The following is a 17,267-nucleotide window of genomic DNA, read 5'->3' as shown; positions in this document are numbered from 1 at the left end:
TTATTTATAGTTTCAATAAATCACAAGGGACGAGCACAGTTCCAATCACAATCTGAACAGGATCCATCAAAATTATCTCCTGAATAAACATAGTTATTCTCGTCAACATAAATCAAACCAGCTCCATCCGTGCAAATAGCTTCAACTGATGTTACAGAACCTAATAAAATAAAGGCCGCCCCAAAAATCATAAGAACTTTTTTCATAATAATATACATTTAAACCCATAACAAAACGTAGGCTGGGTTAATAAAGCCCAATCATCTGTTGTCTAAAAATGATTTCCCCAAATAAAAAAAAAAAATAATAACAACCTAATTTTTTAGATGATTTTTTTTTTGATTCGGATCTTTGAAATGGGATTATGGGTGTTACTAACTTCTCATTGCAAGTTTATCTCCATACATCATACCCTGAACCTACCCTGAAAAGTTGATCGGTTTATGTTTGTTGTAACAATAATGCATGAGCTCGGAATTTTATATCACAGACAGGTCATATTTCTGGTTTTTACGTATAGAAAAGCCCCCATTAAGTGTCCAACTTTATGGGGGCAGTTCAAAAATTCGGAGCGATTGTTTTTATATTATATCCTGCTCAATATCGAGTTAAGCGTCTCACTCGGCCTCATGGCCTTCGAAGTCTTTTCCTCATCAGGCTTAAAGTATCCCCCGATTTCAACAGCACTTCCCTGAGCTTCATTAAGTTCATTTACAATCTTCACCTCATTTTCCTGAAGTTCCTTGGCTACCTTGCCGAACACCTCTTTCAAGGCTGCGTCCTTGTCCTGGTTGGCCAAAGCCTCAGCCCAGTACATGGCTAGGTAGAAATGGCTGCCTCGGTTGTCAAGCTCCTTCACCTTTCTGGATGGTGACTTGCCGTTTTCAAGAAATTTACCGGTTGCCTGATCAAGGGTCTCCCCTAGCACTTTGGCTCTCTCATTGGAGAAAGTATTACCCAAATGCTCAAGTGATACCGCCAGGGCCAAGAACTCACCCAGCGAATCCCATCTCAAGTGACCTTCCTCCACGAACTGCTGCACATGCTTTGGTGCGGAACCACCAGCTCCTGTCTCAAACAAACCACCACCATTCATCAAAGGTACGATGGAGAGCATTTTGGCACTTGTTCCTAATTCCAAAATAGGAAAAAGATCAGTCAAGTAATCTCTCAACACGTTTCCTGTTACAGAAATAGTGTCTTTACCGTCCTTGGTTCGTTCAAGGGTATATTTTGTTGCCTCTTCTGGGGACATGATCAAAAGCTCAAGGCCTTCCGTATCATGGTTAGGCAAGTAGTTCTTCACTTTAGTAATCAACTGGGCATCATGCGCTCTGTTTTCGTCCAACCAGAATACGGCAGGTACTCCAGTGGCTTTTGCTCGGTTCACGGCAAGCTTCACCCAGTCCTGGATAGGCGCGTCTTTGGTCTGACACATTCTCCAGATATCGCCTTTCTCCACAGGGTGTTCAAAGATAACTTCTCCTGCAGAATTGATTACTTTTACATTGCCATTGGTCGGAATTTCAAAGGTCTTATCATGGGAACCATATTCCTCAGCCTTCTGCGCCATCAAACCTACATTCGGTACACTACCCATGGTGCGTGGATCGAAAGCACCGTTTTTCTTACAGAAATCAATAGTTTCCTGATACACACTGGCGTAAGATCTATCAGGAATTACCGCCTTGGTGTCTTGCAGTTGGTTGTTTTTGTTCCACATCTGGCCAGAAGTTCTAATCATGGCAGGCATGGAAGCATCTATAATCACATCACTAGGGACGTGAAGGTTGGTAATCCCCTTATCGGAATTCACCATAGCCAGGTCCGGGCTTTCGTTATAGCAGGCCTCGATATCCGACTCGATTTCTTGGCGCTTTTCAGCTGGAAGTTTTTCCAAAGAGCTGATCAGATCCCCAAAACCGTTTCTGACATTCACACCAAGTTGGCGCAATGTTTCTTCATGCTTTTCAAAGACAGGTGCGAAAAACACACTTACTGCATGTCCAAAGATGATAGGGTCAGAAACCTTCATCATGGTTGCCTTCATGTGCAGGGAAAACAATACCCCTTGCTTTTTGGCTTCAGCTTTCTGCTCTTCCAAGAATTTTCTCAACGCCCCTACGCTCATCACCGCAGCATCGATCACTTCACCTTCCTGAAGAGATAATTTATCCTTTAAAACTACATTGTCACCAATACTGGTTTCCAACATAATCTTCACCTCATCGGCTTTAGCCAAAGTGTGGGATTTTTCGCTGCCATAGAAGTCACCTTCACTCATACTTGATACATGAGACTTGGAGTCTGCACTCCACTTACCCATGCTGTGAGGATTGTTTTTGGCAAACTGCTTCACCGCCTGAGGAGCCCTCCTATCAGAATTACCTTCCCTTAATACCGGGTTTACCGCAGAACCTTTAATTTTATCATATTTAGTTTTGATTTCTTTTTCCTCTTCACTCTTTGGCTCATCCGGATAGTTTGGAAGCTGGTAGCCTTTCCCCTGAAGTTCCTTGATGGCCGCCTTCAACTGAGGCACCGAGGCACTGATATTAGGAAGCTTCACGATGTTTGCCTCAGGAGTCTTGGCGATCTCGCCAAGTTCAGCAAGCGCATCGCCGATCTTTTGGTCTTCAGTAAGGAATTCCGGGAAGTTGGCGATAATTCTACCTGAAAGTGAGATGTCGCGGGTTTCCACGACCACTTCGGCAGAGTTGGTGAAAGCTTTGATGATGGGCAAAAGGCTATAGGTAGCCAATGCTGGTGCCTCATCGGTGAGGGTATAAAGAATCTTTGCTGTTTTTGTCATAAGTGCTATGTTTCGCTTCCCCTAAATTGGAAGGTGTAACGTTAAAGTCCGGTTTATGTGATTGTGGCCAAAAGGGATAGAAATAACAGACCAAAAATCCGGGCTAAATTAAGGAAAATATCGGGGAAATGTAAATACACCGCGAAAATGAAAAAACCACACTCATTCCTAATTCCACATTCTCCATTAAAATTTACGGTGTTTAAGGTTTATCGCTCCTGCGGAGCGTTTAAGGTTTATAAAATTAGCTCACTCTGAATCCATAAACTTTAAGCCTTAAACCATAAGCCTTAAACTGTAAAACAACAGAACTCTTCTATTAACCGTTAACAAAAGACAACTCAAACTAAACAAATGCATTATTCCTTCTTATTTTCCCTGATTCTCCTGATAACTCAGTTGTGGACCGCCCCCACCTCTCCAACTGCAGAAGAGAAAACCCTTCACGAGATCATCAATAGCTATCGGCAAAGCAAAAATCTTCCTGCTGTTGCCTATTCGGAAAAACTGAGCAAAGTGGCCCAGGCCCATGCCAAGGACTTGCAGGAAAACTACCAGAGGAGCAAGCGCTGCAACATGCACAGCTGGTCCAAGAAAGGGGACTGGAAAGGTTGCTGCTACACCGACAACCACAAAAACCCCGAATGCATGTGGGACAAACCGCGTGAGATCGCCGGCTACGAAAGCCCAGGCTACGAGATCGCCTACTGGCATTCCGCCAAAGCCCAACCCGACGACGCCCTGGAAGTCTGGAAAAAAAGCCCCGGCCACCACTCCGTCATCGCCAACCTCGGCCCCTTCAAAGACGCCAACTGGAAAGCGATGGGCGTAGGGATTTATAAAGAATATGCAGTGGTGTGGTTTGGGGAAATGGAGGATTTGTAGTTTAAAGGTTTAACGCCCTGCGGGCTGATTAAAGGATTAACGTTAAACCTTTAATCCATTCAACCCTTAAACCCTAACCTGCATCCACCTCTCAAAAAACACGTCATACACCTCATAATAAGGCTCCCCTTCCGGTCCATATTCCTTATAGATCATCTCCTTGTCCAACAGGGCATCAAGGGATTTGAACACTGTGGCCGGGCTGCCAAGGTTATTGGAAGACACGAAAGCCTTGGACGTAGGGGCATAGACAGTTCCCGTGCGGGCGATGGCTGAAAGCAGTTTCCATTGCTGTGGGCTGAGCAAGGTGCGGTAATGGATGAAGAACGTCTCCTGCTCCTGAAGTATCTCATCCGCGCAAGACTGCCAATTCTCCCGCACATACTTTTTAATTGGTTTTTGATAAAGCCTGTTGCACAAGAGTTGCACATAATAAGTATGGCATTTCGCCCATTCCAAAATCTCATCCACCAAGGCAGCCTCTATTGTTTTGCCTCCATTTTTAAAATGCCTCACCACAAATTCCCGATAATCATCCTGTCCGATCTTGCCGATCTTAAGGGGGGAAGCACTTCTGAAAAACGGCCTTGAGGGATCGCTGAACAGTTCGTTCAGGATAGACTGCCGGCTTCCCGAAAACAAGAAATAGACATTCTGCAAACTCTGGATCACCGTCCTTAGCCAGGCATCCGTATTCTTTTCCGGGTAATGTGCAATCTGCTGGAATTCATCAATGGCAACCACGGTAGGTTGTTCTAGCTGGGCCAAAAACTCCAGGATGTTCTTAATGGGTTTCTCCACATGGGCGCTATGGATGCTTACTTGCGGGATGCCACTGAGTTGGTCGAAGCTAATGGTGGGATGCAGGCTTTTCATAAAGTCCCAGACCCTTTTCCCGACTTTGCTTTTCTCTGGAAACCCCTGCAGCAGAGCCGCCCCCAGCGCATTGAGCAGTTGCTGTTCATTTTCGGTGGAAAGGATATCCAGATAGATAAAACCCCAATTCTCGGGCAGCATTTGCCGCACATGATGAATGAGCGCCGTTTTACCTAACCTCCTGTTACCCATCAACAGACAGGACTGTCCATTCTGCAACAGTTGGCTGATTTTATTGCTCTCCTCCTCCCGGTCGCAAAAATACTCCGGACCATAATACCCCGTGGTGGGAAACGGATTGGCTGGCATCTTATACTTCATACCCAAATTTACAAAAAGTAATTTACTAAAAGTAATTTACTAAAAGTAAATTACAAAAGGTGAATTGGGGATGGAGAATTAGATGAATGTCTCACTCTATTTAACCAAAAAAGCAGGCAAAATCATCCTGTATTACCAGATCAAAAAACCCTTCAACTGATTCGACAATAGGGTTGGGCGAATAGCTTTGCCATTTAAGGTTTCCACCCATCCAGTACACTTTCCAGTGGGAGTGGGTCTTGACGAAGGTGGCTTTGGCCACAGGCATTTCAGAGGTTTCAGCCGGCTTATCCCACTTGGGGCGCCTTCATGGAGGAGCACACTATTCCCCTCCACCCGATAGGTCACCTCCACCTGCCCCCTGAGATCCTCGGGCGATTCACATGAGAGTAAAAAGGCTTCTCCAGCCTTTTTTATTACTTCAATTTGAATGTTTGAAAAAGCCATGGTGTTGATTTTATTTCCATGCAATTTAGGGATAATTATACTAAAACAAATTGTATCGTAAGGCAAAATTTGGTGAGGTTTGCAGGCGTGAACTGCTTTCAACTAGCTATCTTAGGATAGGAATCACAGCAGACGAGTTCGACTCTCGCCAACTTCGCTTCAATCCTTCTTATGATGGAATAGGCTCTGGAAGTGACCTTGTTTTTAAGGGTGGACTGGCGTGCACGTAAGTTTCAATCCTTCTTATGATGGAATAGGCTCTGGAAGACCTGGGTGACTCGTGCCGCTCCCCCCTGCTGTCGGGTTTCAATCCTTCTTATGATGGAATAGGCTCTGGAAGAAAAGGGCTAATTCAATTCTAACACTTCAAAATTAAGTTTCAATCCTTCTTATGATGGAATAGGCTCTGGAAGTTCAAGCTCCTTCAAAATACCGAGCTCGGCATCGGTGGTTTCAATCCTTCTTATGATGGAATAGGCTCTGGAAGCTTTGGCCAAACCCAAAAATGAGGTTCTGTTTTCAAGTTTCAATCCTTCTTATGATGGAATAGGCTCTGGAAGCACCAGAACCGCCATCTCCACCGGTACCGTTTTTGAGTTTCAATCCTTCTTATGATGGAATAGGCTCTGGAAGTATTACTACCTTAGTAAAACAATAAGGGATTAACTTTGTTTCAATCCTTCTTATGATGGAATAGGCTCTGGAAGTCGATCATCAAATGGTTCATAGTGCTGGGATTAGAGGGTGTTTCAATCCTTCTTATGATGGAATAGGCTCTGGAAGCTGTCTTGGTCTACCTCCTGGCATGGTGTAATGGGTGTTTCAATCCTTCTTATGATGGAATAGGCTCTGGAAGTACGACAATGCAGTACACAAGAAACACTTTGGATTAGTTTCAATCCTTCTTATGATGGAATAGGCTCTGGAAGCAGGAAGTCCCAGGAACCCTCTTTGGCTCCATTCAAGTTTCAATCCTTCTTATGATGGAATAGGCTCTGGAAGGGGGATCACCCCAGAAGCCCGTAAGGTTCCTCTTCGAGTTTCAATCCTTCTTATGATGGAATAGGCTCTGGAAGATCAAGAAATTAGAAAAACATGCAGCAGCAAGCGTAGTTTCAATCCTTCTTATGATGGAATAGGCTCTGGAAGTTTAATGTATTTGAACTTAATGCAATAAACCTCGACTGTTTCAATCCTTCTTATGATGGAATAGGCTCTGGAAGTCAGAATGATCCTATTAATATCTCAAGCTAAAAATCGTTTCAATCCTTCTTATGATGGAATAGGCTCTGGAAGTTCTAACATTGGATTGAACTTGTTACTTGTGAACCATGTTTCAATCCTTCTTATGATGGAATAGGCTCTGGAAGTGCATTAAACGGAATAGTGTTTCAATCCTTCTTATGATGGAATAGGCTCTGGAAGCCAGCACATCCAGCAGGGTTATTAAATCCATGTGGGGTTTCAATCCTTCTTATGATGGAATAGGCTCTGGAAGGCGGAAGAGAAGAGGACTTTATGTTTGGCATATGAAGTTTCAATCCTTCTTATGATGGAATAGGCTCTGGAAGCAGTGTACCGAACACCTGCTCACCTCAGTGGATATTTTGTTTCAATCCTTCTTATGATGGAATAGGCTCTGGAAGTGGAAGCATACCGGAGCCGTCGACCTCTATCTAGCCACGTTTCAATCCTTCTTATGATGGAATAGGCTCTGGAAGTCAGGGTCTAAGGAAAGTACCCTATACGGTTTCATAGTTTCAATCCTTCTTATGATGGAATAGGCTCTGGAAGTGAAGGCGAAAAATGCAAACAAGAAAAAATAAATACGTTTCAATCCTTCTTATGATGGAATAGGCTCTGGAAGTTGTCCTGAAAGTCCGTGTACTTGCCTATCCAATTGGGTTTCAATCCTTCTTATGATGGAATAGGCTCTGGAAGATTGTCATACCCGTGTCGTTTAGCTTTCTTGATGGTAGTTTCAATCCTTCTTATGATGGAATAGGCTCTGGAAGTGTAGAGCGGGGAGCTCATGGAGCTACCAGACAAATGTTTCAATCCTTCTTATGATGGAATAGGCTCTGGAAGCTAATAATTATTTTTTTTGTCATTTGATGAAGTGTTGTTTCAATCCTTCTTATGATGGAATAGGCTCTGGAAGCGGAAAAGGACGCCAGACGGGGCAAATCAGGCATTTGTTTCAATCCTTCTTATGATGGAATAGGCTCTGGAAGAATTCTCTTTGCGTTACTTCTTAATTTTTCTTGTCTTGTTTCAATCCTTCTTATGATGGAATAGGCTCTGGAAGAACATGAGGCTGAGGGCCTGCAAGGAGCTAGGCTAGTTTCAATCCTTCTTATGATGGAATAGGCTCTGGAAGCCAACTCCCGAAAAATCAAAATCTAACTTCAATAGAGTTTCAATCCTTCTTATGATGGAATAGGCTCTGGAAGTCGGATAATTTAAAGTTTACATAGGACATTGTAATTTGTTTCAATCCTTCTTATGATGGAATAGGCTCTGGAAGAAGGGCCGGACAGTATCAAAAACGGGATAGATATCCTGTTTCAATCCTTCTTATGATGGAATAGGCTCTGGAAGTGATGTTTTCCCTGCATACCTCTGCTTTGATGGCTAGTTTCAATCCTTCTTATGATGGAATAGGCTCTGGAAGAGGAGCTGGATTTCTTTTGGCCTTGCCAGGGTATAAGTTTCAATCCTTCTTATGATGGAATAGGCTCTGGAAGGTGAAGACCACACCCTGAACACCGTCAGGGACTACCGTTTCAATCCTTCTTATGATGGAATAGGCTCTGGAAGAATTCCTTTGTATTTGGTGCTTTCGCTCCTTCCAAAGTTTCAATCCTTCTTATGATGGAATAGGCTCTGGAAGTAAAAAACAGGATCCAGATCTCCTAGATTTTTCTAGGTTTCAATCCTTCTTATGATGGAATAGGCTCTGGAAGTCGCCCAGCACTATAACCCCTTGTATATTAGCCTTTTGACAAACAATCCCAAACGTTCTTTTTTTATTTTTACAGTATGTCAAAGAACTTTTTCCCATAATTTTAACCAATTTTCCGAACTAAAAAACAACTGACAATCAGGCAATTACGGTCAATTCCTTATACTATCAAAATAAATTTGAACCCGGAGCACCCTTATTTTATACAGATATTCCGATAGGTGCAATCTACACATCTTCTCTTAAATTTGGTAGCGTTGGGAAACCTGTTTTCCTGGATTATGGCAAATATATCTTCTGCAGCATTCACTACTTTTTCTTTATCTACTGGATCTATCGAAACCTCCACCAATTTGTGTTTGCTGCGGGTATAAACTAGAAAGCCCTTATGAACTTCCTTCCCAAAGTTTTCCTCAATAAGCAGGGCATAGCAGATCAACTGAGTCCTATAGGTATCATATATTTTCTCTTTATACTGAGCAAATTTGTAATCCAGGGGTGCCATGCTGCCGTCCTGTAGCATCAGCACTTCATCAACTTTCCCTCTCAAAGAATGACCTGTAAGGTACTGGTCTAAATGCTTTTCCTGTACCCCTATTTTCTTTCTTAAATACTCCTTGTTTCTTTCCAGTTTCTGATCGTGAATCTCCCTCCCTTTCAACACTTTGTAATTCTTCTCTTCATACTGGGGAATGGTCAGCACATATTCAAAATAAGTGAACCGGGGACAGTATAAATATTCAATGATATGGGAGGGGGTAAGCGTCATCATATTAAAAAAACATGGCTTTTACTTCATCTGTGACCAGCTTTTTATCAAAAGCCTGTCCCAGCAGCTCAGTTTGTTGAAGTTCATTTTTGTTCATGGGAAAAATATAAGCTTTGTCAGTCTCCTCGTCAATCAGCTCCTCAATTTGCAGGGAAAGTGCCTCTTTTTCCTGTGAACTTATTGTTCCCAAAAAGACGGAATATTGAACCCGGTACAATCCTGCCTGTTTGCATAGTTTGGAGACCTTTGTCCGGCTTTTGTTATTTTTGATATCATATAAAATCCATACAATCATGCCTACTGGATTAAGGTGTTAGCAAATGAATGGGCATCATACTGGATGGTATTGCTTCGGGTCTGATTCTTCCCTTTGTACCTGATGCCCTCTTCATCAAAATACTTGTTGAAAGCCGCCACCAATAGCGCTTTCCCTTCAGAATTTAATGAAACCCCATTAGTAATAAGATCCGTATGGGATTTATTCACCTTTTTCCCGGAAAACAACCTGAACACCACTGTTTCGGCATAAATCCTATACGGTTCTATAAAATCATACACAAAGCTCAGCTGATTGTAATCATCCCGGTGAAGGAATCCCAAATAAGGATCTAGACCGGCGATAATTAGGGCCTTTTCAACCTTACTGTATAAAATCCCAAAGGCATAATTCAAAAAAGCATTGAAAGGATCTTTGGCAGGCCTGCTGCTCCTCCCTGAAAACTGATATTCCCCAACCAACATCTTGCTGAGTGTTTCAAAGTAGAGCCTGCCCGATGTGCCTTCTAATCCTCTTAGGGTATCAGCTATATCCGAAACTTTGCCTGACTCCAATGAAGATACAGAAAGGGCCAAAGCTTCCATTCTTTTAATTTTATCATCCAGAAAGTCCGCTTTATTTGGCCGGTGTTTTTTGAGGCTTAGGATGAATTCCCTTTGATTGTTCATCTTCTGCAGAAGCCATTCCTTGGTATACTTTACGCCCGTCTCATTCATACTGGCTTCCAGTTGGCATTTTCGGATTTTAGTGGTACTGCCAAGCTTACTATGCCAAACCCTTCCAAGCGGCTTGCCGTCCTTTTCTGTTACAATGATATCTACATTATTGATGATGGCCAACCTGATGGCATCTGTACTCAGTGCAGCCCCTGTAGTCAAGACTATACCAGATACTTTTGAGGCAGCAAAATGATGCTTTTTGATGGTTTGGGTTTCATCATCTTTAAGTCTTACCTCAAACATTTCATCTTTTATATGCACATATGCACCATAGGTATTGATATAAAGCTGCATTTCTCAGATCATTTAGCGGTTAAATTCTTTTGATGGTGCCGAATCCTCTAGCTACTGACTTGCCCAGCCCGGCAAAATCCGGAAGTACGGCGTTTGTGGTAAATCCACCGGTAAATGCCAGCATTTGTTGGTTTTTAAACTGGGTGCTTTTCTCCCGAACTTCCAAATTGAGCAGGATTCTCTGGTCTTTGGGAAGGATTAGTCCAAAGGCTTTGTAAAATGCCAAGACATTGCTGATGGCAATTCTTTTCAACTGCCCCAGCCTTTCTTGCCCATCCTGCTCACTAGCATATTTTCTATAATTCTGCTGGTTCAGCCCCATCCAGAGAGTTTGATAGCGGTATTTAGTGAGATCGGCTTCCAACCCTATCTCCCATCGCTTATTGACAATGTTTTTGCTTAATACTGGATAGATTCTGCCATCCAGTTCTAACTCTTGAACCTTAAGAAACAGGTTGGTCAGCAATTCCCCTCCCTCATTGAATCCCATAAGCATTGGCTGTTGGTTGACAACTTTGTACTGGACTAAAGGGTACCGATAATGGCTTTCACCACTTTCCAAATGATTGTGGAGCAGAGGCGAATGGTCTTTAAAGAGAGTACCAAAATAACCGCGAAGCTTGTGGGCATCCCGGGTTTGTAACCTGATTTCGGGGAAAGTAATGGTGGTGGTGTGGATGGGTTGTTGCATGGGTTGAGTTAAAGGGTATTATAGCATCATATAAGTTGTTACTTCTCTTTTCTCACTTTCTTGTCTTATAAATCCTGTGTTAAGGTCATAATTATCAGGCTGAGCAAACATAATGGAATCACTAAGATTCAGATTTTTATCCAAGTGCTCTGTGTAATAAGAAGGAACCGCAATAATACGTTGGTGAAAATCTTTTTTATACTTTTCATCAAATTCCTGCTTACTGAGTTCATTGCCAAGCAGGCTCATAAATGCTCCTCTGACTTCCGTAGCCCGATCATCGACGAGCACAAACACTGATATAGCTTTTTGTTGCTCTTCAATTACTTTGAAGTCTGAAACATATTTTACACTAGCGTCTTTATCTACTGCGTCATACCTTAAAGCTTTCATTGCCTCAAAAATATCACGCGAATACTTAAATGAGCTACTGTTGGTAAGTTTAGTGAAGTAGTTTTCAACCAGCTCAAGGTAATCAGCTTCAGGAATTTCATTTGCTAATCGTAAGGCACCATCAGCGTTTACAGTTGTAATTGTGCCGTAAATTTTCTGACAGTCTCTTGTATCAATCACATACAGTGGCAAGTGTAATCGCTCTGGGTTCTGAGGATTACTTTGTCGGTTAATTCGTCCAGCAACCTGCACGATAGAATCTATAGGGCCAAGGTCTCGGAAGCCCATATCAAAATCAAGATCAACACCTGCTTCTACAACTTGGGTAGCTATGAGGATTGGTTTTTCTCCTGCTTTTAAATCTGCTTTTATTTGTTCAATTCGCTCTAGCCTATGTGCAGGTACAATATTGGTCGAAAGACAATAAACAGGATTGGTGAGCTCCTGCTCTTCTAGGTATTCTTTAATTTTCTGAAAAAACTCAATGCAGCGGTTTACCTTGTTTACAACAACCAAACATGACTGGCTTTGTGTCCACTTCTTTGAAAACAGCTCTTGTACAAAAGTGTCTGCTACTGCATCTTTGTGGAATTCTACATCTAAGAGAGGAACAATCTTTGTCCTTTTATAGCTTCTGTAAATATCCTCGTGTTCTTGTAATAGCTCAGAAGCCTTGTAATCTATTTCAGGCTCACCTTCAGCTTTCAAAATATGCTTATAAGCAAGCTCCAGAACTTTAGGTTTTGTAGCAGTCATCAAAATAACTCGTGCGTTCAGGTACTTCGACAGGTAATATAAAGCAGCTCCCACCAAAGGCACCTGTTCAAGCTTAATAGTCTGAACTTCATCCAGAATAATGATGGAGTTAGCCAGATGGCTGAATTTCTTCAGAATCTTGTTCCGATGACCTATGATAGTTTGAAGCAGCTGCACGAAAGAAGTAATGACGATATCACTCTGCCAGGTATCCACCTCCATTAACTTTTGATGGTATGCCTTATCATCATATCCTCCTTTACCTTTTTTGTTTTCTTCCCCGAAAATATCAGCATATTGGTAATGAGCTAGGATTTTACAGGAACCGCTTAATGCTTTTGTATACTCCGCATAGCCTTGTTCAATAATATTAATAAAGGGCAAGGCATAAATAATCTGGCTTTTGTGAAGTTCAGGAACTCTTGCTTTAAGTTTTAAGGCAAAATCAAGAGCTGTATAGGTTTTGCCAACTCCTGTAGGAGCCGTTAACGTAAATATTTTTTGCTTTTGCAGATCAAGCTCATCTAATCTGCTGATTACCGAATGCCTTACCTTGGTTCGTAGCTGGTGAGTGCTGTTATGTAAAAGGCGATCTACAGCATTAGGCGATATATTTACCCTATCATAAAGGGAGGTGTCCGATGCATCCAGTTTGTCTGCTTCAATGAGCAGCGAGAACAGGTAATTGATGAGGAAATATGTTTCTGTAGATCCATGTAGTTTGCTAAACTCCCTGCAAAACTTCTTGAACGGCCTTTGTTCTGGAAACTTTAAATAATTTGATAAAGCAGGATCATCCAGATCCAAAGCTATTTGCTGCAAGCTTTCTTGTATACTCTTCAGTTGTTCCTCAAAAATATACTCATCATGATAGGTTTCGTCTTTAGCAATAAGATGATTAAGTGAGTTAAATTCTGTCAGATTGCTGTGATGATGCACAATGATGTATAGCGCCACCCATGCCTCAAAGCTTCTGCCTTGCTGGCTCAGTTTTTCCAGTACTGCAAAAGCTCCGAACTTAGCATGTTGCTTCAGAGTTGCGTCATACTTGTTTGATTTCAGCAGGTAGTGCTGAAAATGTGGGGTATACTTTCCTAGATCATGGTATAGCGCAATTTCTTCAGACAGTTCTCTGATTCCATTTCCTAATGAAAACGATAATGTATCGGATAATAATTGCTGGACTTTAGTATTTACGCCATCAAAATGTGTTTTTAATTGTTTAGAACCTTTAACCTGACCGTCAATGTCCTGCTTACTATGAGAATAGAAAATTGTCATTCCAGAAAAGTTATATTTTGAGTTTCAGTTTCACTAATCAGTTGGTAATGAGGGACACTTAAGCTAACATCAAGGGGTAAATTTCTGGTGCTAAAAAGGGTGCGGTTAAGCTTAGACAATTCTCTGCTTCCGTTCTGCATAAAATCAGCGGGAAGTAACTCTTCTTCCAGATAGTTGGAGCCAGCTTCTGTGTCTTTTTCAAAAACAAGTTTTTCAACTGTATCTGAGATTACCGCAGAATGTACTTGTAAAGTACCAGATGATTTTGTTTCTACTACATTTTCATAATGAATCACATTCCTAATAAATGCTGAAAAATTAGCTACTCCCAATGTAATGCTGTAGTGCCGCTGATTAGCTAATAACTTTTCTTTTAAATGTTTAAAGGTTTCAGCACCAGCCTGATTTGCAGAAACAAAAATGCGGTAGCAAACCATATCTTTGCTTATATCCATGCCGGTCACTACTTCAAAAGGTGTTTGTATACGGCCTCCTTTTCCAGTAAAATCTCCACCGCCTTTGGTTGCATCGCCTAGGCTTTTAATACTAAGCAAATTAAGCCTGTGGAACGATTTTTTTAGAGGTGACAAAACACGCAAACCAATGCGTATTTTATCTGAAGCTAGTAAATCGTAGTAGCAATCTCTTTCAAAACCAAGTATGGCTGCAAGCATACCCATTAGAGTTGTTCGAGGTGGTATAGAATAGCTCATGGCTGTATTGTTGCCATAATACTTTCTGAAATGAGCCATTTTCCCGTAAATATCAAATGAAATTATTTCCATTGCCACCCTATATTATGCTAGAAGTTCTACACCTGGTGCTGTGCGGATAATCACTTCTTTAATGGGTTTGCCTTCTCCTTTATTGTCAGAAATCAGCTTGGCCAATGCTGCTAAATCGAGTGATAGATCGCTAAACTTACGGACCTGTTTTTCATCAATACCATTAGCTGGAAGTGTTGCAACAAAACTCCTTAAATCACCGAAGTGGCCGTTGTGAAAACCATCATTGTAAACTATCTCCAGATAAAGTTTAGGGTATTGGTTTAATTTAGATCGGGTAGGTAAAGAGGGTATGCTTTCCCATATTGAGCTGCGGAATAGCTGAAGATCTTCTTCTGAAAGCCCTGTGCCTACAGCTGCATACTTATTGATGGTGCCATTGAAAGCTAACAAGCTATAATGTACACGGTAGTCTTTGCCAAAGGTACTGTTATCATCGTTCATAATGGTAACGATAGAATTCGACTCCATTAGCTGCACCTTATTTAGTGAATAGCCCCAGTTAAGTTGAATTGGCCCTATATAAGATTTGTTGAACCCTTCAATGGCAAAAGCACTTCCAAAAAGCCTGATATCTACAAACTTCTGTTTTACCAGATAAGCGAGCAGGAACAGATTTAGGCGAAAGCTTAGATCACGGTTTGTCTTATTCTGCATAAATTTGAGAATATCTTCGGCTGTTTTAGCTTTCGATTTTTCTTTCACTTCCAGAAATCTGATTTTTATGTCTTCATTTTCTGCAAATACCCGATCGAGTTCTTCCTGATCAGCCAATAGCCTGCCTATTACCGCTTTTAATTTACTATCTGCGCTAACTTTACTTTCCCCCTCCATGTCAACAAAAATCTGCTGTCCTGTCATTTTTAGAAAATCGCGGATATAGCGTTTTACCCGAGTGTCGGTTACAATATTAGTATCGGTGTCATAATCCATGCGAGGTTTATTTTCTTGATCGGGATCGCCATTTGGGTTGCACTGTGAAGCTTCGTAAAGGAATAGAAAGTCGGAGTTGTTAGTAATAGTAGACATATTTTTTAAAGTTGATTTAGAAAATTCAATTAATAATTGAGTTTATGCGTTATCGCGGAATGAGTATCCTGCCAATAGATAGAAAAGAGCTTCTTCAGACTTTAATGGCCATTTTTCACTGTTGAAAAGCTGTGTGAACTGTGAAAATAATAGCTCATTATAAGATAGAATAGCATACTGGCGGCATTTATCAAATAAATCTTTGTGCAGGCGTACAATGGCTTTCTTATCCATTCCATTATAGTTTACCTTATTTAATACAGGTTTAGAATCATAGCCCTTTTTTTGTTGAGCATAAGCGACCGAGTTAAGAATTTTGCCTAGATAAAACATAGCTTTCTGACTGTCGTTGTAGTTCATTTTTTTGAGGAAAGCATCAGAGGGTTTAAGCTGGTCTGTTAACTCATCAGTTTTAGTATTTTCCATTCCTTTTAGAAGATTAAGTTGATTGAGGATGTAAAAAAGGGCGTGATATTGATATACTGCATTTCGGGCAGCAAAATCAAAAATGTCATTTTGGTAAACATTGCCATAGGCTTTGTAGCGGCCATACCAATGGCATAAGATCAGTTCAGTAAAATGTTTGTAAAGTTGTTGCGGGTCTGTTTTTCGTTGTTCGAGTATAGCTTTAAAGAGTGCAAGAGCAGCATTCTTTTTCTCTTTATCTTTTCTAACTGGTATAAGAGCATATAAGCTATAAAAGTTGAAGCTAAGCCTGTTGTCTTTGCCTACTGTCATGATTTTATCCCATTCTATACCTATAATGCTTTTAAAAGCTCTGTCTGTTGTTATGAAAACTTCTATAAGCTTATTGAAATGAAGTTTACTGACATCTTGAATAGTGTTAATGGTTTTGAAAAAATTACCATCTGATTCATAGCCTAGAAAGTTTAACCAGTAAAGCTCATTATCCGAAAAGTCATCTACCATTTCAGCAAGTTGTTTGTAGCGGAATAATAAGTCTGTCCTTTTGGCCACACGCTGTATCAGAATGTCTGGCTCTACGTCTTCCCTGCTAAAGAAATGAGGAATAATTATATGATCTACACCAGCTATTTTTGTTGTATAATTGTTCAGCAGATAATTTGATCCTCGCTCAAGGTAAAGCTGAGCCAATGCGCTCGCCTGGTAGTTATTACCAAAAGCTTTCTCATTGAAATTAGATGCATAATTTTTGGTAGTGGTTACAAACATTTTATTCATGCTGTACCTTGCTCCAATAGTTATCTCTTCCACATCCGCAGTAGGTGCACCCGTAGCGTAACAAAGCTTCTCTACAGGACTTCCTGCTTTATTTGGCTTATCTTCCTTTAAAAATTTGGCACGAAGAAAATCTTCATATCCTGAAACATTAGCTATAGATGTTGGAAGAGGAATACCAAATTCCTGGCTTTTCACCGCTGCATACAGAAGCACAATGCGCTCGTTACCGGATAATTCCAGCGCTTTGGTTACTTTGCCAAAGTCTGCTTTGTTTTTTTCCTGATCGACGAAATTGACTGTAAAGTCCTCTGCAAGTGCGAAAGTTTCTTGTAATACCCGATAAAAGGGAGAAGTTTTCAGAAACTGGAAATCTTTATCAATCGCTTCAGTGAACTGACCCTGATCAGGTACCTTTCCATTTTTGTCGGTTATCCCAAAAAAGGTCTTTCGGATTTGTTCAAAAGACTTTTTAGGAGATACTGTTGCGTAAATAGCCTTGTTATTCCCTCCTTGGATTTTGATACACATAAAAGTATAAGCATCCTGCGGCTCAAAAACCTTTAATTGAGTTCTGTCAAGAATAATTTGATTTTCATCCAAATCAAAGAGTAATTGTGCAACAAGAGGGGTGATGCCTTTGGTCTGTACCTCAGTTGTATCTGGTACATCTATAATATCATCCCATTCTCCGCGGTCTTCACTAAGATGTTTTCCTATTCTAATAAGTGTATCTAGCATATTCCAATTTCTATTCTGTGATACTA

12 protein-coding genes, 1 pseudogene and 1 CRISPR repeat array are annotated in these 17,267 nt (G+C 41.1%); of the genes and pseudogenes, 1 reads left to right on the top strand and 12 read right to left on the bottom strand.

Going from position 1 to position 17,267, the window contains the following annotated elements:
- Positions 1–20: 20 nt before the first annotated feature.
- Positions 21–206 carry a hypothetical protein gene (locus FPL27_RS03265; protein WP_143959736.1) on the bottom strand — a complete coding sequence of 62 codons (186 nt, stop codon included), beginning with the start codon at positions 204–206 and terminating at the stop codon, positions 21–23.
- Between the two features lie 380 nt (positions 207–586).
- Entirely contained in the window at positions 587–2,812 is a 2,226-nt protein-coding gene (locus FPL27_RS03260; RefSeq protein ID WP_143959735.1) for an NADP-dependent isocitrate dehydrogenase, read from the bottom strand.
- A gap of 354 nt (positions 2,813–3,166) precedes the next feature.
- Here FPL27_RS03260 and FPL27_RS03255 point away from each other — a divergent pair, with 354 nt between their 5' ends.
- Complete coding sequence (locus tag FPL27_RS03255) at positions 3,167–3,697, top strand: CAP domain-containing protein (protein WP_143959734.1); 531 nt, start codon at positions 3,167–3,169, stop codon at positions 3,695–3,697.
- Positions 3,698–3,763: 66 nt separating this feature from the next.
- Here the strand turns inward: FPL27_RS03255 and FPL27_RS03250 are convergent, their stop codons facing one another.
- From FPL27_RS03250 to FPL27_RS03205, 10 genes and pseudogenes are all read right to left on the bottom strand, one after another.
- Entirely contained in the window at positions 3,764–4,894 is a 1,131-nt protein-coding gene (locus tag FPL27_RS03250; RefSeq protein WP_235893356.1) for an AAA family ATPase, read from the bottom strand.
- Positions 4,895–4,994: 100 nt separating this feature from the next.
- Positions 4,995–5,189: pseudogene (locus FPL27_RS03245) on the bottom strand (DUF3024 domain-containing protein); the annotation flags it as partial.
- Positions 5,190–5,497: 308 nt separating this feature from the next.
- Positions 5,498–8,307: direct repeats of the CRISPR family, unit length 37 nt; unit sequence GTTTCAATCCTTCTTATGATGGAATAGGCTCTGGAAG.
- 195 nt (positions 8,308–8,502) lie between these two features.
- Positions 8,503–9,078 carry a CRISPR-associated protein Cas4 gene (gene cas4, locus FPL27_RS03240; protein ID WP_317129422.1) on the bottom strand — a complete coding sequence of 192 codons (576 nt, stop codon included), beginning with the start codon at positions 9,076–9,078 and terminating at the stop codon, positions 8,503–8,505.
- A 1-nt stretch (position 9,079) separates the two neighbouring features.
- Entirely contained in the window at positions 9,080–9,370 is a 291-nt protein-coding gene (gene cas2, locus FPL27_RS03235; RefSeq protein ID WP_143959732.1) for a CRISPR-associated endonuclease Cas2, read from the bottom strand.
- Between the two features lie 2 nt (positions 9,371–9,372).
- Complete coding sequence (gene cas1 / locus FPL27_RS03230; protein WP_143959731.1) at positions 9,373–10,365, bottom strand: CRISPR-associated endonuclease Cas1; 993 nt, start codon at positions 10,363–10,365, stop codon at positions 9,373–9,375.
- Between the two features lie 19 nt (positions 10,366–10,384).
- Positions 10,385–11,056: a CRISPR-associated endonuclease Cas6 gene (locus tag FPL27_RS03225; RefSeq protein ID WP_143959730.1), complete on the bottom strand. Its 672-nt coding sequence runs from the start codon at positions 11,054–11,056 to the stop codon at positions 10,385–10,387.
- An 18-nt stretch (positions 11,057–11,074) separates the two neighbouring features.
- On the bottom strand, positions 11,075–13,486 hold the full coding sequence (gene cas3 / locus FPL27_RS03220) for a CRISPR-associated helicase Cas3' (RefSeq protein WP_143959729.1): 2,412 nt from the start codon (positions 13,484–13,486) through the stop codon (positions 11,075–11,077).
- Positions 13,483–14,271 (bottom strand): type I-B CRISPR-associated protein Cas5b, encoded by a 789-nt coding sequence (gene cas5b / locus FPL27_RS03215; RefSeq protein WP_143959728.1) that lies wholly within the window; start codon positions 14,269–14,271, stop codon positions 13,483–13,485. Before cas5b ends, cas3 begins: the two co-directional genes overlap by 4 nt.
- Positions 14,272–14,283: 12 nt before the next feature.
- Entirely contained in the window at positions 14,284–15,300 is a 1,017-nt protein-coding gene (locus tag FPL27_RS03210; RefSeq protein WP_143959727.1) for a CRISPR-associated protein, read from the bottom strand.
- Between the two features lie 42 nt (positions 15,301–15,342).
- Complete coding sequence (locus FPL27_RS03205; RefSeq protein WP_143959726.1) at positions 15,343–17,241, bottom strand: TM1802 family CRISPR-associated protein; 1,899 nt, start codon at positions 17,239–17,241, stop codon at positions 15,343–15,345.
- Between the last annotated feature and the right edge of the window lie 26 nt (positions 17,242–17,267).

Origin of the sequence: Litoribacter populi, from assembly GCF_007483685.1 — a bacterium.
Lineage (GTDB): Bacteria > Bacteroidota > Bacteroidia > Cytophagales > Cyclobacteriaceae > Litoribacter > Litoribacter populi.
The sequence above is the reverse complement of the archived record's forward strand: the minus strand, read 5'-3'. Positions and strand labels throughout refer to the sequence as shown.